Origin of the sequence: Arthrobacter humicola, assembly GCF_022803015.1 — a bacterium.
Taxonomy (GTDB): Bacteria; Actinomycetota; Actinomycetes; order Actinomycetales; family Micrococcaceae; genus Arthrobacter; species Arthrobacter humicola_A.
Window position 1 is genome coordinate 144,438 of the sequence record NZ_JAFKON010000006.1, and the last position, 24,226, is coordinate 168,663.

Consider the following 24,226-nt stretch of genomic DNA (forward strand, 5'->3'; position numbering starts at 1 on the left):
GGCGCTCACAGCGTTGCTCTACACATGGGGCTTGGATCGCAACGGGTGGGCGAACTCCTACTACTCTGCGGCTGCCATGTCTGGATCCCTCGATTGGACGGCACTTCTCTTCGGCGCCTCCGATCCGGGGAATGCGATCACCGTGGACAAACCCCCTCTCAGCATCTGGGTCATGTCGCTATCCGTCCGCGTGTTCGGACTCAACTCCTGGAGCCTTTTGCTTCCGCAGGCGCTCATGGGCGTAGCTGGCGTCTATCTTCTCTACCGAATGGTCCAAAAACGCTTCAATTCAGCTGTGGGCCTGCTGGCCGCTGCATTTATGGCCGTCATGCCCGTCTCTACAGTCATGTTTCGTTACAACAACCCTGATGCGCTCCTGACGCTGCTCATGATTGGAATTGCCTTTCTTGCCCTGGAATCCATCGATGGTGGCCAAGTTAGATGGCTGCTGCTGGCCGGCCTGCTCACTGGCCTGGCTCTTCTCACGAAACAGCTTCAGGTCCTGCTTCTGCTGCCTTCCATTGCGGCAGCATACTTTCTGTTCTCGCGCGCCTCAGTATTCAAGCGGTGCCTGCATCTTCTCGCTGCCCTCGGCGCGGCCGCGGTGGCAGGCGGCTGGTGGTTCCTGTTAGTTCAAATCACGGACCCGGCCCGACGACCGTTCATCGGCGGCTCCAGGAAGAACAGCGTCGTGGAGCTCACCTTGGGCTATAACGGGCTCGACCGCCTGACCGGGGAAGACGCCAGCAGAACCATGGCGGCGGGTATCACGGGCGCGGCCGACCAACTCGATGTCGGCTTCCAGCGCTTCCTCCAGCCACAGTTCTCCGGACAGAGCGGGTGGTTCCTCCCGTTGGCTGCAGCGGGTCTCTGCATTGGACTCTGGTGCATCGTCCGGCGCCGAGTGCCCCGCGCCGCAAGTGCGCTCCTCGTGCTTTGCTGCGTGTGGTTCGCCTGCTCCGCCACCGTTCTCGCCTTCATGTCTGGAATCGTGCACCCGTATTACGTCCTGACCGCTGTCCCGCCCATGTGCTGCCTGGCGGCCGTTGCCCTGGTGTACTTTCTGCATGGGCTCGCCGCCCCCCGCACGCGTTGGGCAGCCATTATCACGCTGACAGCGAGCATGATCTTTGCCTATGTCACCGCGGCCCGTTCGACGGCGGATTTCCCGGGTTTGCCCTACGTCATGCTGCTAATTTGGGGCATCGCGATCGCCGGAGTCCTTATCCCTGCACCAAAACCCGCAGTGGCACGGGCAAGCGCAGTGTTCCTGCTTGCTGCGTTGTTCCTTGGGCCCCTGCTGTGGTCGCTGAACACGGTCCTGGCCCCCCACATCGGGGCCGGAGTGGTTGCTGGGCCCAGTATCCTCGGCATGCGCACCGACGAGCGCAATCGCGCGTCTCCGGACACTCACCCGAGTTACTTGGCCGTCATGTACGGTGATCTGCCGTCGGCCGGCGTACTTGAGCGCTTGAGCAACCAGCCGGCGTCCACGACGTGGGCGGCTGCCATAGTCGGATCCGAGACTTCCGCCAACTATCAGCTCGAATCCGGTCATGCGGTGCTGCCGCTGGGTGGGTTCGACGGGACGGATCCGTTCCCGACCCTGGAACAGTTCGAGGTACTCGTCGCGGAAGGACGAGTGGGATCATTAGTCGTACAGAACCTGCCGCCGCAGACCTTGGAAGGCCGCGGCGAGTCAGCTCGAATCGTCGAATGGGTGAGGCAGCGATTCGTAGCCGAGGATGTCGACGGGGCACAGTACTTTCAACTCGCCAAATAAGAGCTCTTGAAACGGCGAAAGCCCGCCCCGCCGAGTGGCGGAACGGGCTTTCGTGCAAGCGCCAGAAGCGCTTGGAAGCGGGATTAACGCTTCGAGTACTGCTGAGCCTTACGGGCCTTCTTGAGACCGGCCTTCTTACGCTCGATGACGCGGGCGTCACGGCGCAGGTAACCGGCCTTCTTCAGGGTGGCGCGGTTGTTCTCGGTGTCGATCTCGTTCAGTGAACGGGCGATGCCGAGGCGCAGGGCACCGGCCTGGCCGGAAATACCGCCACCATGGATGCGGGCGATGACGTCGTAGGCGCCGTCAAGATCGAGGATCTTGAAGGGCTCGTTGACGTCCTGCTGGTGCAGCTTGTTCGGGAAGTAGTTCGCCAGCTCGCGGCCGTTGATGGTCCACTTGCCGGAGCCGGGCACAACGCGAACGCGTGCAACGGCTTCCTTACGACGGCCAACTGCAGCGCCGGCAACGGTCAGTGCCGGGCGTTCCTTCTTCGGCGCAGCTGCTTCCGCAGCACCGCTCTCCGAGGTGTAGCTGGTCAGGTTTTCCTCAGCCTCAACGGCTTCGGTGGTCAGTTCTTCGTTCTGAGCCACGATTCTCCTTGATAAAAAGTTGGTTGGTGGCCAGGACTACTGGGCGACCTGGGTGATTTCGAAAGTCTTGGGCTGCTGGGCGGCGTGGGGGTGCTCTGCACCGCGGTACACCTTCAGCTTGCCCAGCTGCTGTGCAGCGAGGGAGTTCTTCGGGAGCATGCCCTTGATGGCCTTCTCCACGGCGCGAACCGGGTTGGACTCAAGCAGCTCCGCGTAGTTGACGGAGGTCAGGCCGCCCGGGTAGCCGGAGTGGCGGTATGCGCGCTTCTGCTCCAGCTTGGCGCCGGTGAGGGCAACCTTTTCAGCGTTGATGATGATGACGAAGTCGCCCATGTCCATGTGGGACGCAAAGGTGGCCTTGTGCTTGCCGCGCAGCAGGATTGCGGTCTGGCTGGCAAGACGACCAAGGACAACGTCGGTGGCGTCAATGACGTGCCACTGGCGGTTGATATCGCCGGGCTTCGGGGTGTACGTACGCACGGTGTTTGCCTCGTTCTTGTTCTGGCGTTCTTGTTTTAGGCGTCACTCTTACGGTGCACCTACTATCTATGCGCTACCGGAACAGAGGTGAGGGCTCCATGTAACCAGTCATCCTGAAGTCTCGAATGTGCACGTTGAGTAGCTATCCTGCAACCGGATTCTCAAGCGGGCACGCACCATCGAGATAGGACACGCACAACGACTACCAAGAATAGCCGATCACGGCCTCTTGGGTCAAAATGGGGTGTCCGGATGCATCCTGTTTGCTCTCTGCTTCGCAGAGTGTCCTGTGCCGGCCCGTCGCATCCTTGGAGGAACCGTGTCCGATCCCGCCGCCGCCGGCTCCCTGCTGCTTGCACAGCCCTCCGGATCGTTCACTGGCGTCCTTTTCATGGCGGGTGTTGGCCTCGCCGGCGCATGCCTGTCCCTGCTGGCCGAACTCCTTATCCGGCGCACGCTCCCCCGCCTTGGCGGACCCCTGACTGTACGCATGAGAATTACGACGGCGGCAGCCACGTTCGCGCTGTCCACCATGCTGGCCTGGCGCTTCGGGCTCTCCCCCGAGCTATTTGCGTACATCCTGCTGGCAGTGGCCGGCGTCCAGCTGGCACGGATCGACCTGCAGCACCACCTGCTGCCCAACCGGATGGTCCTGCCCCTGCTGGCGGCCGGAATCGTGCTACTCGGAGCCGCTGCAGGGGTGTCCGGCGAGGTAGGTAGCCTACTGCGCGGGATGGCCGGCGCCTTAATATTGTTCGTTTTGTACCTTTTTCTTGCCCTGACCAGCCGAAACGGCCTCGGAATGGGCGATGTGAAGCTTGCTGCACCACTTGGCCTGTACTTGGGCTACCTAGGCTGGTCCCACTTGTTCTATGGCGGAGCTCTGGGGTTCGTCGCAGGTGGCGTCGCTCCCCTGCTCCTGGTCCTCAAGAACCGCGGAAACAAGCAGAAGGAAGTCCCCTACGGGCCCTCGATGCTGGCTGCCGGCCTGGCAATTATCCTGCTGCTCCCCTAAGTGGTCTACGTCCCCGTGGGACGCGAATTAAGTAAGACGGCTTATCAAACCAAGTAGTCGAGCCCTGCTCCTACTTGAAAACTGAGTACACCTCTCATTTGTGGGCAGGTGGTGCCCCAAATTTCCTTCAAAAAGTCGAGTATCCCGCGCCATTGCAGGGGCCTTAATCGCCATGCAAATGTTGTCTCAGCGGAACTCCAGGGGGTTTAGCAAAAGGGGATTTGCTGGAATTTCGTTTCACATTCGAAACTCTGAAAAGGACAAATAAAATGACTGGTCTCATGGTCTCAATGCTCGCTTTCATCGCCGGCGCCAAGGATCGCCTCTCCTCCGAGAAGGGCGCAACGGCTGTTGAATACGGGCTGCTCGTGGCGCTCATCGCGGCAGTAATCATCGGCGTCGTCGTAACGCTCGGCACTCAGATCAACACCGCGTTCACCACGATCTCGGGCAAGCTCTAGCCGCGCACATGCAGAAAAGCCCAGGGCGGGGGGCGGAGGTAGTTCGGGCGATAGCTCCGCTGCCATCGCCTCCGGCCCTGGGCTTTTCGATTATCACGGTTGTGCCAGGTCTCAAGTGTTGGAGGAGTTGTGAAAGGTCTCAGTAGATATAGCTTGACCCTGCGGCGGGCGGCGGGAGCCGGCCGATGGGGAAAACTTTCAAGCGAAGCGGGAGCGACTGCGGTCGAATACGGCCTTTTGGTGGCACTCATCGCTGCGGTGATCATAGGCATTGTCGGCACTCTTGGAGGTCAGCTAATTCCTGGCTTTCAATCCGTAGTTGACGGTCTCTGATGACTGCCCGGCATCGGGCGGCCGTACGCCCCGGATCCGAAAAGGAAAAGGGCGCGGTCGCAGTCGAGTTCGCGCTGGTTCTGCCGATCTTCCTCGTTCTCGTCTTGGGAATCGTCGAATTCAGCAGGGCATATAACATCCAGGTGTCGCTCTCAGAGGCCGCCCGGGAGACTGCACGGTATACGGCGATTCACTACGCCGACGCCGGCTTCAGCACGGCATCCGCCCAGGATGTAGGCGTCAGCGCTGCACCAACCGCGGCCCTGGCACCTGGGAACATCAACATTTCGTACTCCGGCGGCGGCGCTTGCGCAGCTGGCGACAGCGTTTTTGTCACAGTTAACGTGGCCACGCCCTACATGACTGGATTTCCCGCACTCATCCCGGGCATGCCAGCCAGCCTCAACATCTCCAGTAAAGGTGTAATGCGATGCGGCGGCTGAGGCGCGATGATCCCGAACGAGGTGTCATTGCACCCCTGACCGCGATCCTCATGGTGGCGATGCTTGGAATGGCGGCCTTCGCAGTTGATGTCGCAACGATGTATTCCGAACATGCGCAGCTGCAAAATGGTGCGGACTCCGCCGCCTTGGCCATTGCAGAATCCTGCGCCAAGACACCTACGGATGCGTCCTGTACCGCGCCTATGTCCTACGCAACGGGATTTGCAGATGGCAACGCCCTCGACGGGCACACCAACGTACTCAGTGCCGCGGTTGGTGCCGGCACGGTGAACGTCACAACCCAGGCCCAGGATTCCTCGGGAAACAATCACTTTTCACTCGTTTTCGCACGCGTGCTGGGCATCCAGGTTACCGACATCCAGGCCTCGGCAGAGGCGAAGTTTGGTGGTTACTCGACTGGCAATGTGCTTCCGCTTTCGTTCTCCAAATGTGAGGCGGATCCAGGGTTTACAAAGGGTCTGCAGTTCTTCCCGGAGCACGGCAATTCTTTGGCAGACGATCCCGGTTATGAATGCATAACGACTTCCTCATCGGGGCTTGAAGTTCCCGGAGGGTTCGGCTGGCTAGATCACACCCCAGGGGTATGCAAGGTGACCGTGGACATCCTGAATCCGTGGGTGGGAACCAATACCGGCCAAAACTATGACAGTGATTGTGCCACCGCTCTGAACAATTGGGGGGCCGTTCTGGCTGATCCTTCGAAAACCGTGGACATACTCGTGCCGATCTTTGACGACGTCCGTGGCATTGGAGCCGGCGCAGAATTCCACATCGAGGCCTTCGCCCAAATATCCCTTCGGGGATGGAATTTGAAAGGTGGCAGCTCGCTGCCCGGGGACTTCATGACTGCAGAGGCAACCACACTGTCCAAATCACTGAAGCTCAAGAACAGCGACAACGGAATTTTTGGGCGATTCATCAAAAAAGTCACCCTGGCCGAAGCAGCAGCCATGGGCGGCCCGACAACCTACGGAGCGCTGGGGGTCCAACTCTCCAAGTAGCAACGACCACGCAAAACGAGTTCTATTCGGCAAAAGGAGAAAGTCACAGTGAAAACTCGCCTACTGGGAGGCATCGTCGCACTTGTGCTGGCAATCGTTGGCACTCTGCTATTGGTCTCATATGTTCAAGCATCAGAAGCCAGGGCCCAACAGGACCTGCAGCCCGTCGAGGTACTGGTAGTTCAGGAGCAGATCCCCAGGGGATCCGATGTTGAAAAGATCAAATCCGCCGTCAAGCTGACATCGCTTCCGGCGGCTTCCGTTCCCAATGGAGCACTCAAAAGCCTCGACGGACTAAACGGAAAGGTCGCAGGTGTAGAGCTGCTGCCCGGAGAGCCCCTGCTGGGCGCCCGATTGGCCGACCCTGAGAGCCTCTCAGCGCCAGGCTCCGTCCCTGTCCCCAATGGGATGCAGGAAATCTCAGTGCAGCTGGAAGCTCAGCGGGTGGTGGGCGGACGCATCGCGGCCGGCGACACCGTGGGCATCGTCGTCCTCTTCGACAAGGGCGCGCTGAAGGACTCCCCCGATGTCGAAACCGGCCAGGAGGTCTTCCACAAGGTTCTGGTCACCAGTGTTCAGCGGTCGACGGCGAAGGCGTCAACCGCCAGTGACCCCGCAACGCAGGCGAACACGGAACTGCCTACGGGACAGCTGATCGTCACGTTTGCCCGCAACGACGCCGATTCCGCGAAAATCGCGTTCGGTGCCCACTTTGGGAGCCTATGGCTCACAAAGGAGCCATCCACCGCCACAGAGGGCGCCCCCGTCGTGGTCAAGAAGCCGGGACTGTACCGATGAGCCGCTTCGTACTGATCACCTCAGATCCAGGGTTTGAACGCCGTGTGAGGCAGGCAGCCTCAGGACTGCATGGCACGTTCCACGCGATCGTGGCCGACAGCCTCCCCCAGGGTCCCGATGACCTGCTCCGGGTCCTGAGCGGCGACCCTGCGGAAGTCATTCTGCTTGGCCCCGGTTTGCAGACAGAGGACTCCATCCGTCTGGCCAGTCTCTTCGACCTCCAATACCCGGAAATAAGCGTTGTCCTGGTTACCGAAAGTGAGGAGGGCATCGCCCTTCCCGCAATGCGGGCCGGCATCAGGGATTTGCTCCAGCCGGATTCGGATGTTGACACCATCCGCTCGTTGCTGGAACGGGCAAGTCTCGCAGCAGCCGGCCGGCGCCGTGGACTGGGAAACTCCGTGGAAGGACAGGCCAGGAGCGGCCGGATCATCGCGGTCATGTCGCCCAAAGGCGGGGTCGGCAAGACAACTGTCACCACCAACCTCGCTGTGGGGCTGGGCAAGGAGGCCCCCATGGGCGTCGTGGTGGTCGACCTCGACCTCCAGTTCGGCGACGTTGCTTCAGGGCTCATGCTGGAACCGGAGCGAACACTTGCTGATGCCGTCGTCGGCGCCGCAGTCCTGGACAGCGTCGTGCTGAAGTCCTACTTGACGCTGCATCCCTCAGGCATCTACGCCCTCTGTGCCCCGCTGCGCCCAACCGATGCAGACCAGATATCGGGCGAACAGGTAGGACGACTCCTGAGCCAACTGGCCAACGAATTCAAGTACGTGGTGGTCGATACAGCACCTGGCCTGGGCGAGCATGTCCTGGCCACGCTGGAAATGGCAACTGATGCTGTGTGGGTGTGCGGCATGGACATTCCCAGCATCCGCGGGCTTCGAACTGGATTCGGAATCCTCGCGGAACTCGACCTCGTACCTGACAACCGCCACGTCGTGCTCAATTTCGCGGATCGACGTACGGGGCTGACGCTGCAGGACGTTGAGGCCACGATCGGTTGTCCCGTGGATGTGGTGCTTCCGCGATCCCGCGCTGTGCCATTTTCCACGAACAAAGGCGCGCCGCTGCTCCAGGACGGCACCAGGGATTCGGTGACAAAGGGCCTCCGCCAGCTTGTCGAACGGTTCAGCGCCAACTGGGAGTCTCGCCCCCACAAGAAACTTCACAGAAGGGCAGTAGTCTAATGAACCTCACCAAGCGTTTTGAATCTCTTCGGGGCGGCGGTGTCGACACGGTAGCTTCGACGAATCCGGTGGCTGCAAGCGGACCCTGGTCGAGTGGGCCAGCATTGGCAGCCGAGTCACCGTCCATGGCACCCGAGCCGAAGGTCCTCGGCACAGATGCCAACGAAGCCTTGACCGCCGTCAAGGATCGGGCGGGCACCGCGCTCTACGAACGCATGGGTAGCCGGATCACTGATGCGTCCCTTGACGAGGCCGAGCTGCAAAGCTACGTCAAGGACGAGCTTCGGGCCATCGTGGACGAAGATGAAATTCCGCTTACTGCCCCTGAACGGCACCGTCTCGTTCAGGAGATCATGGACGATGTGCTGGGGCTCGGACCGCTCCAGAAGTTCCTGAATGAGACGGCCGTTACGGAAATCATGGTCAATGGGCCGGACAAGGTCTACGTGGAACGTGGCGGGCGACTGTACCTCACGAACGCCCGCTTCAGTTCGGAAGACCACCTGCGCCGGATCATTGAACGTATCGTCACGAAGGTCGGGCGGCGTATCGATGAGTCGTCGCCCATGGTTGATGCCCGTTTGTCCGACGGCTCGCGCGTCAATGCGATCATTCCCCCCCTTGCAGTTAACGGGGCATCGCTGACAATTCGTAAGTTCGGGCAGACGCCTTTGACCGTCGACAATCTGATCACCTTCGGAACCCTGACGCCGGAGATGGCCGAGCTCCTGCACGCTTGTGTGCAGGCCCGGCTGAACATCCTGGTCTCCGGTGGTACCGGCACCGGAAAGACGACACTGCTGAACGTGCTCTCGTCCTTCCTGCCGGCCGACGAGCGGATTGTCACCATCGAAGACGCCGTGGAACTCCAGCTGCAGCAGGAGCACGTCGTGCGGCTGGAGAGTCGGCCGCGCAACATTGAGGGCAAAGGCGAGATCTCCATCCGCGACCTGGTTCGAAATTCGCTTCGTATGCGGCCCGACCGGATTGTCATTGGCGAAGTCCGCGGCGGCGAATCACTCGATATGTTGCAGGCAATGAACACCGGACATGACGGTTCAATATCCACCGTGCACGCCAACTCCCCCCGAGATGCCATCGCGCGGCTTGAGACCTTGGTGCTCATGGCCGGCATGGACCTGCCCCTGCGTGCAATTCGCGAACAGATTGCATCGGCCGTAAACCTCATCGTGCATATCTCGCGGCTCAGGGACGGGACGCGCCGTGTCACCCACGTGACCGAGGTCCAGGGAATGGAAGGGGATATCGTCACCCTGCAGGACGCATTCACTTTCGACTACAGCGCCGGCCTTGATGCTAACGGACGGTTCCTCGGCCGCCCGACATCCACCGGGGTCCGGCCTCGCTTTGCCGACCATTTTGCGGAGCTGGGCATCCAGCTTTCACCCGCTGTTTTCGGCGGCGTGCACATGGGCGGTGGACACCGGTGACCGCCACAAGCCCCATTTTCTTCGCCTTGGGCATCGGCCTGTGCCTCGTGGCACTCGGCATCCTCCTATTTTCCACTATGGGCATGGGCAAAGCCGGAATTGCTTTGTCCAGGCGGCGGCCCGGAGTCAAGGACGAAACTTCTCTCTTGACCCGGGTGACGGACCACGCCGTAACCTTCGTGGATCGGAACGTCAGCAAGAATGCCCGTTTCGGCACGAGGGAATCGCTGGAGCAGGCAGGACTTAAACTCCGGCAGGCTGACTTCATCCTCTTGGTTTGTTGCATCGGCGTCACGGCAAGCCTTGTCGGGTTCATTCTGGGCGGCGTCCTCATGGGTCTGCTATTCCTCGTGGCCACGCCTCTACTTGCGATGCTCTTCCTGCGGATCCTCGCCGGCCGCAGACGATCGAAATTTGAGGATCAGCTGGGGGATACGTTGCAGATGCTTGCCGGCGGGTTGCGGGCCGGGCACAGCCTTCTGCGATCCGTGGACGCAGTTGCCCAGGAGGCAGAATCCCCGACGTCCGAGGAATTCGCCCGGTTGGTCAATGAAACACGCCTCGGGCGGGATTTGAAGGACTCGATGCTTGATGCCGCCAAACGCCTCAAGAGCGACGACTTCGACTGGACCGGGCAGGCCATAGAGATCCACCGCGAGGTGGGCGGAGACCTGGCAGAAGTTCTGGACCATGTGGGAGAAACCATCCGGGAACGTTCTGAGATCAAAGGGCAGGTTAAGGCTCTTAGCGCCGAGGGGAAGCTCTCTGCCTACATCCTGATCGCCCTGCCGGTTGGCATGTTCTTGTATCTCAGTGCAGCGAGCCCAAGCTACATGGCCGTTCTGTACTCGAATTTCATCGGCTGGGTAATGGTGGGCATGTCCGTCGTGCTGCTGGCCCTCGGCTCCTGGTGGCTCAGCCGCGTCGTTAAGATCAAGTTCTAGGAGGCTCGTTGTGAGTGTAATGGCGTGGTTATTGGTCGGACTCATCATCGTTCCGATTTCGGCAATGATCTTTTCACTGATCGCAGTCGACCGCGGCGGCCTGGCTGCGGTTCGAGGCAACCTCGGCCGCGGCCTTCGCTTGGCGCAGGAAAGCACCTCGACCGCAGAGTCACGCGGACCGGCGGGCCTCGGCATCCGGATGACCCCCAAGGGCTATGCAGGGTGGCTGGACAAACTCCTTGCCAAGGCGGGGAGACCTGCCGGCATGCCCCTCGATCGTCTCCTCGTTGCGAAGCCGGCCCTGGCCTTGGTGGCGGCATTCGTCAGCATGCTGTTCCTGGCAAAGTCTCCGAGCGGCATTCTTCTCCTGCTAGTGCTTCTCCTGCCGGTGCTCGCCTATTTCGTTCCGGACATCCTAATCCATGGTCGCGGAGCGGAGCGCCAGAAGGCCATTGAGATGGAGTTGCCAAACACCCTCGACCAGATGCTGATTTCGGTCGAAGCAGGCTTGGGATTCGAAGCGGCGATGGCACGCGCGGGCCAGAACGGAAAGGGCCCGCTGGCGCAAGAACTCGTTCGCACGCTCCAAGATATGCAGATCGGTCGAAGCCGCAAAGATTCCTATCTGGCCATGGCAGAAAGGTCCGATGTTCCGGACCTCCGGAGCTTCGTTCGGTCCGTGGTGCAGGCAGACACGTACGGAATTGCGCTGGCAGGCGTCCTCCGAACCCAGGCAAAGCAGATGAGAGTCAAGAGGCGGCAACGTGCCGAGGAAAAGGCAATGAAACTGCCCGTCAAGGTTTTGTTCCCCCTCATGTTCTGCATCCTGCCTGTGCTGTTCATCGTCGTCATAGGTCCCGCAGCAATCAACGTGATGAACAACTACATCGGGGCGTTCTAAGCCCCGCACACCCGGCCCGCCACACGGGCCTCATCCCCATAGACAGGACCCCCTCGGCGCCCAGAGCCGAGGGGGTCCGTCATGTGTCCCGACTTATGCCTCCGCAGTTCAAGCGCAGAATCCGCGCAGAAAATGAACAGAAAACGTGCAGTTTGGGAAGCCTTGGCACAGGATGTGGCAAGCAGCGTAACTTTTGACGAATCGCGTTGCTAGCTTTCTGGCAGAGCTGGCGATTGGCCAGCTTACCTTCGCTCGCTCAGGAGTCTCACATGCTTTCACTCATTGCAACCCTCCAGACCCTCGGTTTCGCCGCCAAGGACCGCCTTCGCAGCGAGAAGGGCGCAACCGCTGTCGAATACGGCATCATGGTCGCCCTCATCGCCGTAGTCATCATCGTTGCCGTCTCTTTGCTGGGTACCCAGATCAACGACGCCTTCAACACCATCACCGGAAAGCTGCCAAAGCCTGCTGCGCCTGCTGCGGGCTAGCTAACTTCGCCACCCAGATACAGTCGGCGGTGCGGTGAAGGGCGGGAGCCCTTCACCGCACCGCCTGCATTTTCTAATCCTGGCGCGTCCTCCATGACTGGCCAAGGATTCCACAAAAAGGAAGGGTCTCGACGTATGCGCGAGCGCTCGGAACGCGGTGCTGTGGCCGTTGAGTTTGCGCTGCTGGCGCCGGTCCTGATTCTGTTGCTGTTTGGCATCACGGAGTTCGGCCGGGCCTATAACGTGCAGATATCTCTTTCCAATGCGGCCCGCGAAGGCGCGCGCGTCATGGCAGTCAGCAACGACCCGGCTGCTGCCCGAAGTGCCGTCCGGGGCGCACTCGGAACGCTCGTACCGGTACTGGCCGACAACAATATCGTCTTCACTGCCTCCACGCCTGCCGGCGCTAAGACCTGCTCGGCAGGAGCTCAAATGTCCGTGACCGTGGCCTACACGCTCAGCACGATGACTGGCATTGCCGGCCCCTTCGCCATGCAGGGCCAAGGAGCCATGCTGTGCGGGGGGTAGGACGTCAAGACACCCGTCAGCGTGGCGCTATCAGCGTGATCGTCGCCATCGTGATGGTATGCCTGCTGGGTTTCGCCGCCCTGGCCGTAGACGTCGGGGTACTCTACGCCGAGCGGGCCCAGCTGCAGAATAGCTCGGACGCGGTGGCACTGATGGTGGCCCAGAAGTGCGCCAGGAGTGTCGCTGATCCGGAATGCTCCGCCACGTGGCCGCGGCCCACCGAGCTTGCCGCCAAATTGGCCAACGGCAACGCCGCGGACGGCCTGACCAACATCAAATCCATCACCCTCGATAAGACCAAGGGTACCGTCTCGGTAAACACCGGGGCGAAAGAGACGGGAAGCCCCGCCAACAGCATTTCGCTGTTCTTCGCCAGGGCCCTGGGCATCACCAGCGCCGAGGTGGGTGCCACGTCTCGGGCCCAGTGGGGTGCCCCGTCAAAGGGAACCGTGATCGTGCCGTTGGCGATCGCTGAATGCAAATTCTCTCCAGACCCCACTTTCGTGCAAGTCCTCACTATGGACGTTAACGGATGCGGCGGGATTCCTGGCGGCTTCGGCTGGATCACCGACGTAAAAGACAGCCAATGCAGCGTCACGATTAGCGCCGGCGCATCAAGTGACCCAGGGATCTGGTTCAACAGCGACACCGGCGCCCCCCGACCCTCCGTATGCTCAGCCGCGGACATCAGTGCCCTACAAGATCAAACGGTTCTGCTTCCGCTCTACGCTGTCGCCACGGGAACGGGCTCCGGCGGCAAGTTTTACGTCAAGGGGTTTGCGGCCTTTCACGTAACCGGCTATCGCCTTTCCAGCGACAGCTGGAATTCTGGTGGACTTGCCAACAAGTCCATCCGCGGATACTTCGTCAAATTTGTCTCCCTGTCTCAAGCCCTCGAACTCGGCGGCACCGCGGACTACGGTGCGTCCGTCGTCCGCCTCAGCATTGGAGCACCCTAAGCATGAAGTCCCGACTACTCGCCGGAGTAGCAGCGGTCGTCCTGGCCGTCGTCGGCGCCATCCTCGTGGTGTCCTACGCCAGCGGCGCGGACGCGCGGGCTGTGAAGAATCTTGAGCCCCTGGACGTCCTCATTGTGGCAAAGCCTGTGCCGGCAGGCACCTCCGTAGAGAGCCTCCTGCCCTTCCTGACCAGTCAGAAGCTCCCGGGCACCGCTGTAGCCAAGAGCGCTCTGGCCAGTCTCGACGGCCAAGCCGGAAAGGTCACCGCCGTTGACCTATTGCCCGGGGAGCAGCTCGTTGCGGAGCGTCTGGCCGCCCCGGAAACCATCAAATCCAGCGGCGGCGCCATACCTGTACCGGAGGGCTTGCAGGAAATCTCCTTCCAACTCGAGCCCCAACGAGTCGTCGGCGGCCAACTGGCGCCCGGCGATCACATCGGCATCTTCATCTCGCTGAAGGGCGGCGGCATCGAGGCCTCGCCGGAGAAGGAGACGACGCAACTGACCCTCCACAAAGTCCTGCTGACCGCGGTGCAGGGCGCCCCAATCCCGACGGCAACTCCCCAGCCCTCGGATAGCGGCTCGGCCGCGGCCCCCGCTGCGGCTCCCCCTGTTCCCGCCGGGCCACTGATCCTCACCGTGGCCGTGAACGATGTGGACGCCAGCAGGATCGTCTATGGCAGCGAATTCGGCACCCTCTGGCTCAGCAAAGAACCGCTTAACGCCGTGGACAGCGGCCGCCCTGGAATTATGACGAAACCGGAGGTATACAAATGAGCCGCTTCGTGATGATCACGCCCAATACCGACTTCGACGCGCGGGTTCGCCGGGCACTGGCAGGCGGTCTGCCCGGCGGCCTGCAGACCTTCGCCTTCGTCGATCCGTCCGACCCTGGGGCACTGTTCATGAACCTTAACCAGGAGCGCCCCGAGGTGCTGATACTTGGGCCGGACCTGCCGTTCGAAGACGCGTTGCGGCTGGCTATGGTCTTTGACGTCCAATTGCCGGAGTTAAGCATCATTCTGGTCAGCGAACCTGATCCAGACATTGTCTTGCTGGCCATGCGCGCCGGCATCCGGGATTTTCTCAGCCCGAACGCCGAAGATGCCCAGATCCGGATTTTGCTGGAGCGCGCCTGCCAGTCCTTTGCCAGCAAGTACAGGACAGAGGCCGGTCAGGAGCCTGGGGGTTCGAGTGGCCAAGTGATCGGCGTCTTCTCGCCCAAGGGCGGAGTAGGCAAGACGACAATCGCCACGAACATCGCCATAGGACTCGGGCAAATCGCGCCCATGAGTGTGGTGATCGTGGACTTGGACCTGCAGTTCGGAGATGTAGCCTCGGGCTTATACCTCCACCCGGAGCACACTGTCACGGACGCCGTCTCCTCCGCGGCGAGCCACGATTCTCTAGTGCTCAAGGCCTTCCTGACCGTGCATTCCGGCAACATCTATGCGCTCTGCGCCCCGCATAGTCCGGTGGAAGCCGACTTCGTCACACCGGAGCAAGTCACCCGAATGTTGCAGCAGCTCGCGGAACAATTCCAGTACGTCATCGTGGACACAGCCCCGGGATTGCCTGAAATAGGTCTGGCTGCGATGGAGCAATGCACGGACATTGTCTGGGTGACCGCCATGGATGTTCCCAGCATCCGAGGACTCCGGTCCGGCCTCGAAATCCTTGGCCGGCTGGACGTCCTGCCTGAGACGCGTCATGTGGTCCTGAACATGGCAGACTCCAAATCCGGCCTCAGCGTCCAGGACGTTGAGGCGACCATAGGTGCGCCCGTTGACATCAGCATTCCCCGTTCGAAGGCCGTAGCCTTCTCCACTAACCGGGGCATACCGGTGCTTCAGGACGGACGCAAAGACCCTGCGGTCAAGGGCCTGCGCCAGCTCGTGGAACGGTTTGATCCGGCGTGGCGGGCCAGAGCGAAAAAGAAACTGCACCGAAGGGTGGTGGTCCAGTGAAACTTTCCGAACGGCTTTCCGCCGCTGAGGGTGGGTTTGCCCCTGAGGTTAAGGCCGCACCCGCCGGCCGCCGCGCCTCTCACGTTGATCCACACTCGGCTGTGGTGCCTTCAACTTTTGAACAACCGGGCCTCATGCAGTCCGCCCCTACATTCGGGGATCAGCCAGACGCCCTTCGTTCCAGCGGCCAACAGCCGGTGGATGCCTTTGCTGCGCTCAAGGAACGCGCCGCCACGGCCCTGTTTGAAAGGATGGGCGCCCGCTTCAACGATTCCGCTGTTAAAGAGGAAGATCTCCGTTCAGCCGCACGGGAAGAGCTCATCCGGATCGTCGATGGTGAGCAAGTCCCGCTCTCTGCAGAGGAGCGCTCACGGCTGGTCCGCGACGTGGCAGACGATGTGCTCGGCTACGGCCCCCTGCAGCGGCTCCTCGACGACCCGGCCGTCACGGAAATCATGGTCAACCGGATGGACCAGATCTATGTCGAGCGGCACGGCAAGCTCACGTTTACGGAGTCAAGATTCAGTTCCGAGGACCACCTTCGCAAGGTCATCGAGCGCATTGTTTCCAAGGTGGGCCGCCGCATCGACGAGTCGTCGCCCCTCGTCGATGCCCGGCTCGAGGACGGGTCCCGCGTCAACGCCGTCATTCCCCCGCTCGCAGTGGGCGGCTCATCCCTGACCATCCGAAAATTCAGCAAGGTGCCACTGACAGTCCGGAACCTCATCGAGTTCGGCACGCTGACGCCCGAAATGGCCGAGCTGCTGGATGCATGCGTGAAGGCCAAGCTCAACATCATCGTGTCGGGCGGTACCGGCACTGGCAAAACAACGCTGCTGAACGTCCTGTCATCATTCCTGCCATCTGACGAGCGCATCGTGACGATCGAGGACGCCGTCGAACTCCAGATCCAGCAGCGGCACGTGGTGCGGTTGGAAAGCCGGCCGCCGAACACCGAAGGCAAGGGCGAGGTCACCATCCGGGAACTGCTGCGGAACTCCCTGCGTATGCGTCCGGACCGCATCGTGGTAGGCGAGGTCCGCGGCGGCGAGTCACTGGACATGCTCCAGGCCATGAACACTGGCCACGACGGCTCGCTCTCCACGGTCCACTCGAATTCACCCCGCGACGCCGTCGCGCGTCTGGAGACTTTGGTGCTGATGGCCGGCATGGACCTGCCGCTGCGCGCCATTCGGGAGCAGATCGCTTCGGCAGTCAATCTCATCGTCCAGATTTCCCGGCTCCGCGACGGCACCCGCCGAATCACCCATGTCACTGAGGTCCAAGGCATGGAAGGGGACATCGTCACGCTCCAGGATGCCTTCGTCTTCGACTACTCGGCCGGTGTGGACGCTCACGGTCGTTTTCTCGGCAAGCCGGTCCCCACCGGGATCCGTCCGCGTTTCATTGATCGCTTCGAGGATCTGGGCATTCGTGTTTCGCCCAGCGTGTTCGCCGCTCCCCCAGCCTCGGCTCTGAGACCGTGAGGAGGACATGACATTGTTGTCCCTTGGAGTTGCCTTTGTCTTCGCCGCGCTTCTGCTCCTTGCCGGTGCGTTGCTTGCCCCGAGGAAGGCCACGGTGCCGCTGGACCGGCGGAGGCCCGTCCAGAACCAGCCCGACTCCCCGTTGACCCGGTTCGCGGGTTCGGCTGTCCAACTCGTGGACCGATTCTCCGCTCAGCGGCGACTCAGGCTCTTCAACCGGGAGACGCTCGAAAACGCAGGACTCAGACTGAGCCAGTCCGATTTCCTGGTACTGGTTCTGGCGGGAGCCTTCGTGGGTGCGCTGACAGGCTTCGCCATCTCGGGACCGCTGCTGGCAATCCTTCTCATTCTGCTGGCGCCCTTGACGGGTCACCTTGTCCTGAGCTTCCTGTCGGGCAAGCGCAGGAGTTTGTTTGATCAACAACTCGGAGACACCCTCCAGCTGCTCTCCGGCGGCCTTCGGGCCGGTCACAGCATTCTGCGCGCCATTGACGCGGCAGCCACGGAATCCCTAAGCCCGACATCGGAAGAGATGCGCCGCGTGGTGACGGAGACGAGTTTGGGGCGCGATCTGCTGGCCTCCCTCAATGACACGGCGCAACGAATGCAGAATGAGGATTTTGTCTGGATCGCGCAGGCAATCCAGATCAACCGGGAGGTGGGCGGAAACCTAGCAGAGGTCCTGGACCAGGTCAGCGAGACGATTCGCGAGCGCAGCGAAATCAAGGGCCACATCAAGTCCCTGGCCGCGGAGGGCAAGTTCTCTGCCTACATCCTGATGGCCATGCCGTTTGGCATCGTAATAATGCTCATGATGGTCAACCCTGGTTACATGAACGTCATGTTTTCGCACCCGCTGGGTTGGGCCATGATCGCGGCCTCTGCTGTCATGATGACTATCGGTGGTCTGTGGATGCGCAAGATCATCGACCTGAAGTTCTGAGACCCCATGGACCCGATTCTTCTGCTCGCGCTACTGCTGGTGTCCCTTCCGCTCGGGTTCCTGGCCTGGTCATGGCTCTCCGTGGACCGGAAGTCCGAACGTGCAGCCCGGGAACTCCTGGCCCTTGGCAGCGACACGACCGGTCCCTCCGGGCAGGAGCAAAGCAAGCTATTGGAGCGCATCGGCTACCGGCTGACGCCGGCCGGCTACATCAGGAAGCTCGACAGGCTTGTGTCCCTGGCGGGACGTCCGGCGTCGCTGCCGCTCGGGCGCGTGCTCGCGGCCAAGCCTTTGCTGGGCCTTGTGGGTGCGCTCGTCGGCCTTTACTTAGGCAACTCAGGATCGATGCCGATCCTCAAGGCCGTGGGAATTTTTGTAGCACTGCTCGGCTATTTCATCCCCGACCTCCTGCTCTACAGCAAGGGACAGGAACGCCAGAAGGTAATGCAACTGGAACTGGCCAACACCCTGGATCAGATGCTCATTTCTGTGGAAGCAGGGCTGGGGTTCGAGGGAGCCATGGCGCGCGCTGGCGAAAACGGGAAGGGACCGCTCGCCGAGGAGCTCGTCAGGACCCTGCAAGACATGCAAGTGGGCAGGAGCCGCCGCGAGTCGTACATGGCGCTCGCGGAACGGACCAGCATCCCGGAATTGCGTAGCTTCGTCCAGGCCGTCGTTCAGGCGGACACGTACGGAATCGCCGTCAGCACAGTGCTTCGAATCCAGGCGAAAGTCATGCGGGTCAAGCGTCGGCAGCGAGCCGAGGAGAAGGCAATGAAGCTCCCTGTCATGATCTTGTTCCCGCTGCTGTTCTTCATCTTCCCCGTGCTCTTCATCGCCATTCTGGGCCCCGCCGTCATCAATGCCGTGGCGACCTTCAGCGGCGGATAGCTGCATGAGGGCACCTGAGGAGTCCGAACCGCAGGGCAGAACCTGGCAATGCACCCGAAAAGCCACAATTTTGCCACAGGAAACACCGGAGTTGGAAACACGGTGCCGACGCAGCAAGTAGCGTGGGCACATGTCTTTCCTAGGTGCGCCAGACGACGGCGATGCAAACACTGGCTCCTCCGCCGACAGCTCCCCGCCTGGTGCGGGCACGGCCCAAACGGCTGCCGAAGAAGTTGCAAGCCCGATCGTGGACCCCTCCGCCCTCCAGGACCTCGGATCACAGCTGAACAGCCCGGCCGTGGCAAAAGGATTCGCCAGGGACTACACAAGGATGTGGGATCAGCGCTATCAGTCCCTCGCGACGTCCCTTGACAGCGGTGACGAGACCGCAGCACTGGACGCCGTCCTGAGCCTGAAGACGTCCTCTGCGATGGTCGGTGGCGTCCGTCTGGCCGAGCTCGCCAGAGAACTTGAGGACGCAATCCGCGTCCACGACGCCCGCCTGGCGCGGTTGCTCCTGCGTGAAGTCGCGGAGAGTGGAAACGACACCGTGGACGAACTGCAGCTCAGGCACAACCTCGGGGATCACTAGTCCACGGCTGGCGTGAGCCGGTACCCAACGCCGCGGATGGTCTGGAGCCAACGCGGTTGCAGTGGATCCTCCCCCAGCTTGCGACGCATGTTGCCAATATGTACTTCGACGGCACGCTCGTCGGATTCACTGATGTAGGCATCCGCGCTGTAATGCTGACCCCGCACTACCCGCACCAGATCAGTCTTCGACCGGACGGCACCTGCCCCTTTCAACAGGGCATGCAGGAGATCGAACTCACTACGCGTGAGGCTGACAGGAATGCCGTCAACAGTGACCGAACGCGTGTGCGGGTTCAGTACCAGGCCGTTGTGCCGGAATTCCGAAGCGTGGGACAGGACAAGGGCCTTTGACGGTGCCGTTCCCGGATCCAAGGACTTGGCCTCAGGGCCGTCCTGCCGAGGCCGGCGCATCATCGCAGACACCCGGGCTCGGAGCTCGCGCGGCCGGAACGGTTTGGTCATGAAATCATCGGCACCGGTATGCAGCGCGGTCAGCGTGTCCAACTCGTCCGTCCTCGCCGTCAGCATGACGACGTAGGCATCGCTGAACTGTCGAATTCGGCGTAGGACTTCAAAGCCGTCAATATCGTTGAGGCCAACGTCCAAGGTGACAACGTTGGCCTTCTGATTCCGCACGACCTCGACCCCCTCGCGACCGCTCGCTGCGCCGTGGACGTCAAATCCCGCCTGGCTCAATACCGCTTCCACGAGATGACGCACATCGTCGTCGTCCTCCACAACTACGGCGACTCCCAAGTCAGTCATGGTCCCCCTCACATCTGATGCGACACCTACCCCCATAGCGGCCGCGTCGGTACTGCTGTGCAATGATGATTCGCCAGCATTGCTAGAATACCCACGCTATAGCGCCAATGAACGTTTAGGCACAGTCGCGGCAATATATTTTCGTAACTTGTCAAGTTAACGTGACGAATGCTGTTAAATTGGAGTAGCGAGGAAGGGGCGCGGCTTCATTGAGTGAACAGCAACTGGTCCGGAACCCGGCAGGTTACTTTGCGGGATTCCCGCGGCGTGTGCAGGTGGCCCTATGCCAGCTTCCGCTCACACTGGCGATGACGGCTGTGGCGCTTGCAGCGCCCGGTGGCTGGCCCGGCCTCTTCGAGAGTGGCGTGTGCCGGGCTGCCTTTGCGCTCCTTCTGGCCCTCCTCATGGCCTGCCTTCTGGTGCCTTGGCAGCGGTTCGGGCCCTATGCTCCGCTCGCAATCCCTGTGCTCGACTTAGCCGCGATCTGCCTCGTCCGCAGTGGCAGCGTCGAAGGCCTGCCCGATCTCGGCATCTTGGCCGTCCTTCCGGTCCTCTGGGTCACGGCCTCCCGTTTGTCCGGTCCGGCGATCCTCTCGATCAGCTTCTTCGGGCCCCTGCTGACCGGCCTGCCGTGGTTGCTCAACGGCGGCTCAACCCCGGACCGAATCGCGGCCGCCGTTCTCCTGCCATTCATCACATTGGCAGTGGCCATTGCTCTGCGGGTTACTCGGCAACAGTTGACTGGGCGCCTGACAACCCAACTCCACGCCGGCTGCGAACGCGAACGACTGCTCAATGACGAAGTGTCCGGCCTGATCGATGCCCTGGCGGCCAAGGACGACGTGCTTTCCACCGTCTCCCACGAGTTCCGGACCCCCTTGACATCGATTATCGGCAATTTGGATCTAGCCCTCAGCGACTCGGAACATTTGTCCGCTCAGGCCCTCCGCCGCCTCGAAGTTGCGCAACGAAACGCCGAACGACTCCTCGCCCTTGTCTCGGATCTGCTGATGTCCGCCAACTCGGCTGTCCATGTCCATCCCCTGCGGACCGACCTGGCGAGCCTCGTGGAGGCGAGCCTGGGTTCGGCTCACGCACACGCCCAGGCTTCCCAGGTCACGCTCTCGATGGAGGTGCCGGCGCCGCTATGGGCGCACGTAGACCCGCTCCGGATCAGCCAGGCGCTGGATAACCTCATTTCCAACGCCATCAAATATTCCCCCAATGGCGGCAATGTGCGCGTCTCCGCCAGCACCGAGGGAGACCGGGTGCTGCTGCACGTGGAAGATGACGGATTGGGGATGACAGCCACCGACGCCGAACGAGTCTTCACACGGTTCTTCCGAAGCCCTGCGGTGCGGGACGGTTCCATCCCCGGGGCCGGGCTCGGGTTGTCGATCACGAAGGCGATCGTGGAGCGCCATGGCGGCTCCATCTCTTGCAACACCCTCCTCGGATCCGGAAGCACCTTCACGCTGGAGCTCCCTGCGAAAGGCACCGCGCCGGCTTACTCCCAGCCGGCGTTCCCATAGCCGCGTTCCAGGTCTGGATTTAGGCCCGCAGTGCCCGCGTCAGTTCGGCCCGGGCCAGCATGCCGCTCTCTGTCGGGTAGGCCACTTCCTCGAGGACCAGCGGGTGCGGGGCTGCGAGCACGGAGCGGGCGTCGCGCTGCCGGGCGAGGAGCCGCTCGTAGAGCCATTCCGGGGCCTCTTCGCCCTCCCCCACGTACAACGCCGAGCCCACCAGGGAGCGGACCATGTTGTGGCAGAACGCGTCAGCCTGAACGGTGACGACAATGACCCCGTCCGTGCCGCGCGCGAATTCAAAGCGCTGCAGTTCACGGATGGTCGTGGCCCCCTCGCGGGGCTTGCAGTACGAGCGGAAGTCCTGCAGGCCCAGCAGCGGCGCGGCGCCCTCGTTGAGGAGACCGACGTCCAGCGGCACCTTGTGCCACAGGGTCGAGGCGCGTCCCAGCGGGTCCCACAGCGCGGGGCCGTCCGCGATCCGGTAGGAATAGCGGCGCCAGAGGGCGGAGAACCGGGCATCGAAGCCAACGGGTGCCACGCTCACCCGGTGCACCTCGATGGCGCCGCTGAGGTCGCCCAGGCCACGGCTCAAGGCACCGCGGATGCGGCGGAGAAGGGCGACGGCGGGATCCAGTTCGGCGCCCCGGTTCAGGCCCAGCCACTCCGCCTCGCTGAGGTCCAGGTGGACTACCTGGCCGCGGGCGTGCACCCCGGCGTCGGTGCGCCCGGCAACCGTGACCCGGACGGGGCGGCGGATCAGCAGCGCGAGGGCCTCCTCCAGGACGCCCTGGACGGTGCGCAGTCCCGGCTGCACGGCCCACCCGCTGAACGGGCCGCCGTCGTACGCCACATCCAGCCGGATACGCAAAAACCCGCCGCCCCCCAAGACGGGGGCAGCGGGTTTGAGCTCGTTCATAGACTTAAGTCTATAAGAAAGACTTAGCGAATTACTTCGCGTCCTTCTCGGACTCAGCGGCTGCTTCCTCAGCGGCCGGAGCCTCTTCGGTAGCGGCTTCGGTCTCAGCGACCGGAGCCTCTTCGGTCTCAGCAGCCTCTTCGGTCTCGGCAACCGGAGCTGCTTCGGCCTTTTCGGCGTCCTTCTTGTCGGCGTCGCGCTTGGCAGCAGAGGTAGCCTCTGCTACCACGGCCTGCTTTGCCGAAACCGGCTCGAGAACCAGTTCGATGACAGCCATGGGAGCGTTGTCGCCCTTGCGGTTGCCGATCTTGGTGATGCGGGTGTAGCCGCCATCGCGGTTTTCCACTGCCTGTGCAATGTCGGTGAACAGCTCGTGGACGACGCCCTTGTTGCTGATCAGGCCGAGTACACGACGGCGGGACGCGAGGTCGCCACGCTTGGCGAAAGTCACCAGGCGCTCGGCGTACGGCTTCAGGCGCTTGGCCTTGGTCACCGTGGTGGTGATCCGCTTGTGCTCGAAAAGTGCGGCGGACAGGTTCGCGAGCATAAGACGCTCGTGAGCCGCTCCGCCTCCGAGGCGCGGACCCTTAGCGGGGGTAGGCATTATAGTTTCTCCTCATTGGAAGCCGTTGGGCTGCGCACACCAGGGTGCATCCAGCCAGCCGGCCAAGATCTGTTGGTTAGAGCTCGTCGTCGCTGAACGCGGCGTCGTCCTCTTCGATGGCTGCGGCACGTGCTGCGAGATCGAAACCGGGAGGGGAGTCCTTGAGGGACAGGCCCAGTTCGACCAGCTTGGCCTTGACCTCATCGATGGACTTCGCGCCGAAGTTGCGGATGTCCATGAGGTCAGCCTCGGAGCGGGCAACGAGTTCACCCACGGTGTGGATGCCCTCACGCTTGAGGCAGTTGTAGGAACGGACCGTCAGGTCCAGATCCTCGATCGGCAGTGCCATGTCGGCTGCCAGGGCAGCGTCCGTCGGCGACGGACCGATCTCGATACCTTCAGCTGCGGTGTTCAGCTCGCGGGCCAGACCGAACAGTTCCACCAGGGTGGTACCTGCCGAAGCAACGGCGTCGCGCGGGGCGATTGCCTGCTTGGTCTCGACGTCGACAATGAGCTTGTCGAAGTCAGTGCGCTGCTCAACACGGGTAGCTTCCACGCGGAAAGTAACCTTCAGGACCGGCGAGTAGATCGAGTCGACCGGGATGCGGCCGATCTCGGAGTCGCCGGACTTGTTCTGAGCTGCCGAAACGTAGCCGCGACCGCGCTCGATGGTCAGTTCGAGTTCGAACTTGCCCTTCGAGTTCAGCGTGGCAATGTGCAGATCCGGGTTGTGGAATTCGACGCCGGCCGGCGGAGCGATGTCCGCGGCGGTGACGACTCCCGGTCCCTGCTTGCGCAGGTAAGCAACAACCGGCTCGTCGTGCTCGGAGGAAACCGACAGGTTCTTGATGTTCAGGATGATCTCAGTGACATCTTCCTTGACACCCGGAACCGTGGTGAACTCGTGCAGCACGCCATCGATCCGGATGCTCGTTACAGAGGCACCGGGGATGGAGGAGAGCAGGGTACGGCGGAGGGAGTTTCCGAGGGTGTAACCAAAGCCCGGCTCCAGCGGTTCGATGATGAACCGTGAGCGGTTTTCGGAGACGACCTCTTCGGAGAGGGTGGGGCGCTGTGCAATGAGCACTTAGGTTTCCTTTCGGCGAGCATCCGCTATATGACGCAACACAGGTGGTGGAAAGATC

Annotated in this window: 27 protein-coding genes; 21 read left to right on the forward strand and 6 right to left on the reverse strand. The window is 61.9% G+C overall.

What is annotated here, in order from left to right; all coding sequences use genetic code 11:
• The first annotated feature begins 31 nt into the window (after positions 1-31).
• Complete coding sequence (locus tag ARTB_RS13420) at positions 32-1,783, forward strand: glycosyltransferase family 39 protein (protein WP_243181065.1); 1,752 nt, start codon at positions 32-34, stop codon at positions 1,781-1,783.
• Between the two features lie 83 nt (positions 1,784-1,866).
• Here ARTB_RS13420 and rpsI read toward each other — a convergent pair whose 3' ends face one another.
• Entirely contained in the window at positions 1,867-2,376 is a 510-nt protein-coding gene (rpsI, locus tag ARTB_RS13425; RefSeq protein WP_018773707.1) for a 30S ribosomal protein S9, read from the reverse strand.
• A gap of 36 nt (positions 2,377-2,412) precedes the next feature.
• A complete protein-coding gene (gene rplM / locus ARTB_RS13430) occupies positions 2,413-2,856 on the reverse strand; it encodes a 50S ribosomal protein L13 (protein WP_015937805.1) in 444 nt (147 codons plus the stop codon).
• A 319-nt stretch (positions 2,857-3,175) separates the two neighbouring features.
• Between rplM and ARTB_RS13435 the strand changes: the two genes are divergently transcribed.
• From ARTB_RS13435 to ARTB_RS13525, 19 genes are all read left to right on the forward strand, one after another.
• On the forward strand, positions 3,176-3,871 hold the full coding sequence (locus ARTB_RS13435; RefSeq protein WP_243181066.1) for a prepilin peptidase: 696 nt from the start codon (positions 3,176-3,178) through the stop codon (positions 3,869-3,871).
• Positions 3,872-4,140: 269 nt separating this feature from the next.
• Positions 4,141-4,332, forward strand: coding sequence for a Flp family type IVb pilin (locus tag ARTB_RS13440; RefSeq protein ID WP_223980166.1), 192 nt, complete (start codon positions 4,141-4,143; stop codon positions 4,330-4,332).
• A 129-nt stretch (positions 4,333-4,461) separates the two neighbouring features.
• Positions 4,462-4,665, forward strand: a complete 204-nt coding sequence (locus ARTB_RS21610) for a Flp family type IVb pilin (RefSeq protein WP_308197243.1) — start codon at positions 4,462-4,464, stop codon at positions 4,663-4,665.
• Positions 4,665-5,108 carry a TadE/TadG family type IV pilus assembly protein gene (locus ARTB_RS13450; protein WP_243181067.1) on the forward strand — a complete coding sequence of 148 codons (444 nt, stop codon included), beginning with the start codon at positions 4,665-4,667 and terminating at the stop codon, positions 5,106-5,108. Before ARTB_RS21610 ends, ARTB_RS13450 begins: the two co-directional genes overlap by 1 nt.
• The gene (locus tag ARTB_RS13455; RefSeq protein WP_243181068.1) at positions 5,096-6,130 is read left to right on the forward strand and encodes a pilus assembly protein TadG-related protein; all 1,035 of its coding nucleotides are present in this window, start codon (positions 5,096-5,098) and stop codon (positions 6,128-6,130) included. Before ARTB_RS13450 ends, ARTB_RS13455 begins: the two co-directional genes overlap by 13 nt.
• Before the next feature lie 84 nt (positions 6,131-6,214).
• Complete coding sequence (cpaB, locus tag ARTB_RS13460; protein WP_243181154.1) at positions 6,215-6,928, forward strand: Flp pilus assembly protein CpaB; 714 nt, start codon at positions 6,215-6,217, stop codon at positions 6,926-6,928.
• Positions 6,925-8,118 carry an AAA family ATPase gene (locus ARTB_RS13465; RefSeq protein ID WP_243181069.1) on the forward strand — a complete coding sequence of 398 codons (1,194 nt, stop codon included), beginning with the start codon at positions 6,925-6,927 and terminating at the stop codon, positions 8,116-8,118. The genes cpaB (ARTB_RS13460) and ARTB_RS13465 overlap by 4 nt, the downstream gene beginning before the upstream one ends.
• Positions 8,118-9,569, forward strand: coding sequence for a CpaF family protein (locus ARTB_RS13470; RefSeq protein ID WP_243181070.1), 1,452 nt, complete (start codon positions 8,118-8,120; stop codon positions 9,567-9,569). The genes ARTB_RS13465 and ARTB_RS13470 overlap by 1 nt, the downstream gene beginning before the upstream one ends.
• A 26-nt stretch (positions 9,570-9,595) precedes the next feature.
• Positions 9,596-10,513 (forward strand): type II secretion system F family protein, encoded by a 918-nt coding sequence (locus ARTB_RS13475; RefSeq protein ID WP_243181071.1) that lies wholly within the window; start codon positions 9,596-9,598, stop codon positions 10,511-10,513.
• A 10-nt stretch (positions 10,514-10,523) separates the two neighbouring features.
• The gene (locus ARTB_RS13480) at positions 10,524-11,414 is read left to right on the forward strand and encodes a type II secretion system F family protein (protein ID WP_243181072.1); all 891 of its coding nucleotides are present in this window, start codon (positions 10,524-10,526) and stop codon (positions 11,412-11,414) included.
• A 269-nt stretch (positions 11,415-11,683) separates the two neighbouring features.
• Complete coding sequence (locus ARTB_RS13485; RefSeq protein WP_243181073.1) at positions 11,684-11,902, forward strand: Flp family type IVb pilin; 219 nt, start codon at positions 11,684-11,686, stop codon at positions 11,900-11,902.
• Positions 11,903-12,037: 135 nt separating this feature from the next.
• A complete protein-coding gene (locus ARTB_RS13490; RefSeq protein ID WP_243181074.1) occupies positions 12,038-12,430 on the forward strand; it encodes a TadE/TadG family type IV pilus assembly protein in 393 nt (130 codons plus the stop codon).
• 35 nt (positions 12,431-12,465) lie between these two features.
• Positions 12,466-13,389 carry a pilus assembly protein TadG-related protein gene (locus ARTB_RS13495; protein WP_243181075.1) on the forward strand — a complete coding sequence of 308 codons (924 nt, stop codon included), beginning with the start codon at positions 12,466-12,468 and terminating at the stop codon, positions 13,387-13,389.
• Between the two features lie 2 nt (positions 13,390-13,391).
• Positions 13,392-14,165 carry a Flp pilus assembly protein CpaB gene (gene cpaB, locus ARTB_RS13500; RefSeq protein ID WP_243181076.1) on the forward strand — a complete coding sequence of 258 codons (774 nt, stop codon included), beginning with the start codon at positions 13,392-13,394 and terminating at the stop codon, positions 14,163-14,165.
• Complete coding sequence (locus tag ARTB_RS13505) at positions 14,162-15,355, forward strand: AAA family ATPase (protein WP_243181077.1); 1,194 nt, start codon at positions 14,162-14,164, stop codon at positions 15,353-15,355. The genes cpaB (ARTB_RS13500) and ARTB_RS13505 overlap by 4 nt, the downstream gene beginning before the upstream one ends.
• Before the next feature lie 134 nt (positions 15,356-15,489).
• Positions 15,490-16,842, forward strand: coding sequence for a CpaF family protein (locus ARTB_RS13510; protein ID WP_243181078.1), 1,353 nt, complete (start codon positions 15,490-15,492; stop codon positions 16,840-16,842).
• Positions 16,843-16,849: 7 nt separating this feature from the next.
• Positions 16,850-17,785, forward strand: a complete 936-nt coding sequence (locus ARTB_RS13515) for a type II secretion system F family protein (protein ID WP_279294251.1) — start codon at positions 16,850-16,852, stop codon at positions 17,783-17,785.
• Between the two features lie 6 nt (positions 17,786-17,791).
• Positions 17,792-18,676 (forward strand): type II secretion system F family protein, encoded by an 885-nt coding sequence (locus tag ARTB_RS13520; RefSeq protein ID WP_243181080.1) that lies wholly within the window; start codon positions 17,792-17,794, stop codon positions 18,674-18,676.
• Between the two features lie 130 nt (positions 18,677-18,806).
• The gene (locus ARTB_RS13525) at positions 18,807-19,268 is read left to right on the forward strand and encodes an Hpt domain-containing protein (protein ID WP_243181081.1); all 462 of its coding nucleotides are present in this window, start codon (positions 18,807-18,809) and stop codon (positions 19,266-19,268) included.
• Here ARTB_RS13525 and ARTB_RS13530 read toward each other — a convergent pair.
• Positions 19,265-20,035: a response regulator transcription factor gene (locus ARTB_RS13530; RefSeq protein ID WP_243181082.1), complete on the reverse strand. Its 771-nt coding sequence runs from the start codon at positions 20,033-20,035 to the stop codon at positions 19,265-19,267. The genes ARTB_RS13525 and ARTB_RS13530 overlap by 4 nt on opposite strands.
• Before the next feature lie 464 nt (positions 20,036-20,499).
• Here ARTB_RS13530 and ARTB_RS13535 point away from each other — a divergent pair, with 464 nt between their 5' ends.
• Positions 20,500-21,567 carry a sensor histidine kinase gene (locus ARTB_RS13535; RefSeq protein WP_243181083.1) on the forward strand — a complete coding sequence of 356 codons (1,068 nt, stop codon included), beginning with the start codon at positions 20,500-20,502 and terminating at the stop codon, positions 21,565-21,567.
• Positions 21,568-21,586: 19 nt separating this feature from the next.
• On the opposite strand, the gene truA is transcribed toward ARTB_RS13535, so the two are convergent.
• The 3 genes from truA to ARTB_RS13550 all read right to left on the reverse strand — a co-directional run bounded on the left by truA (position 21,587) and on the right by ARTB_RS13550 (position 24,168).
• Positions 21,587-22,477 (reverse strand): tRNA pseudouridine(38-40) synthase TruA, encoded by an 891-nt coding sequence (gene truA / locus ARTB_RS13540; RefSeq protein WP_243181084.1) that lies wholly within the window; start codon positions 22,475-22,477, stop codon positions 21,587-21,589.
• Positions 22,478-22,508: 31 nt separating this feature from the next.
• Positions 22,509-23,081, reverse strand: a complete 573-nt coding sequence (gene rplQ, locus ARTB_RS13545; protein ID WP_028275005.1) for a 50S ribosomal protein L17 — start codon at positions 23,079-23,081, stop codon at positions 22,509-22,511.
• 76 nt (positions 23,082-23,157) lie between these two features.
• The gene (locus tag ARTB_RS13550) at positions 23,158-24,168 is read right to left on the reverse strand and encodes a DNA-directed RNA polymerase subunit alpha (RefSeq protein WP_018773683.1); all 1,011 of its coding nucleotides are present in this window, start codon (positions 24,166-24,168) and stop codon (positions 23,158-23,160) included.
• Between the last annotated feature and the right edge of the window lie 58 nt (positions 24,169-24,226).

Bases quoted from the DNA above. Each gene is read 5' to 3' on its own strand.
- ARTB_RS13440 (WP_223980166.1), top strand. From the start codon at position 4,141: ATGACTGGTCTCATGGTCTCAATGCTCGCTTTCATCGCCGGCGCCAAG.
- ARTB_RS13450 (WP_243181067.1), top strand. From the start codon at position 4,665: ATGACTGCCCGGCATCGGGCGGCCGTACGCCCCGGATCCGAAAAGGAA.
- ARTB_RS13455 (WP_243181068.1), top strand. From the start codon at position 5,096: ATGCGGCGGCTGAGGCGCGATGATCCCGAACGAGGTGTCATTGCACCC.
- ARTB_RS13465 (WP_243181069.1), top strand. From the start codon at position 6,925: ATGAGCCGCTTCGTACTGATCACCTCAGATCCAGGGTTTGAACGCCGT.
- ARTB_RS13470 (WP_243181070.1), top strand. From the start codon at position 8,118: ATGAACCTCACCAAGCGTTTTGAATCTCTTCGGGGCGGCGGTGTCGAC.
- ARTB_RS13485 (WP_243181073.1), top strand. From the start codon at position 11,684: ATGCTTTCACTCATTGCAACCCTCCAGACCCTCGGTTTCGCCGCCAAG.
- ARTB_RS13490 (WP_243181074.1), top strand. From the start codon at position 12,038: ATGCGCGAGCGCTCGGAACGCGGTGCTGTGGCCGTTGAGTTTGCGCTG.
- cpaB (WP_243181076.1), top strand. From the start codon at position 13,392: ATGAAGTCCCGACTACTCGCCGGAGTAGCAGCGGTCGTCCTGGCCGTC.
- ARTB_RS13505 (WP_243181077.1), top strand. From the start codon at position 14,162: ATGAGCCGCTTCGTGATGATCACGCCCAATACCGACTTCGACGCGCGG.
- ARTB_RS13510 (WP_243181078.1), top strand. From the start codon at position 15,490: ATGCAGTCCGCCCCTACATTCGGGGATCAGCCAGACGCCCTTCGTTCC.
- ARTB_RS13515 (WP_279294251.1), top strand. From the start codon at position 16,850: ATGACATTGTTGTCCCTTGGAGTTGCCTTTGTCTTCGCCGCGCTTCTG.
- ARTB_RS13520 (WP_243181080.1), top strand. From the start codon at position 17,792: ATGGACCCGATTCTTCTGCTCGCGCTACTGCTGGTGTCCCTTCCGCTC.
- ARTB_RS13525 (WP_243181081.1), top strand. From the start codon at position 18,807: ATGTCTTTCCTAGGTGCGCCAGACGACGGCGATGCAAACACTGGCTCC.
- ARTB_RS13530 (WP_243181082.1), bottom strand. From the start codon at position 20,035: ATGACTGACTTGGGAGTCGCCGTAGTTGTGGAGGACGACGACGATGTG.
- truA (WP_243181084.1), bottom strand. From the start codon at position 22,477: ATGAACGAGCTCAAACCCGCTGCCCCCGTCTTGGGGGGCGGCGGGTTT.
- rplQ (WP_028275005.1), bottom strand. From the start codon at position 23,081: ATGCCTACCCCCGCTAAGGGTCCGCGCCTCGGAGGCGGAGCGGCTCAC.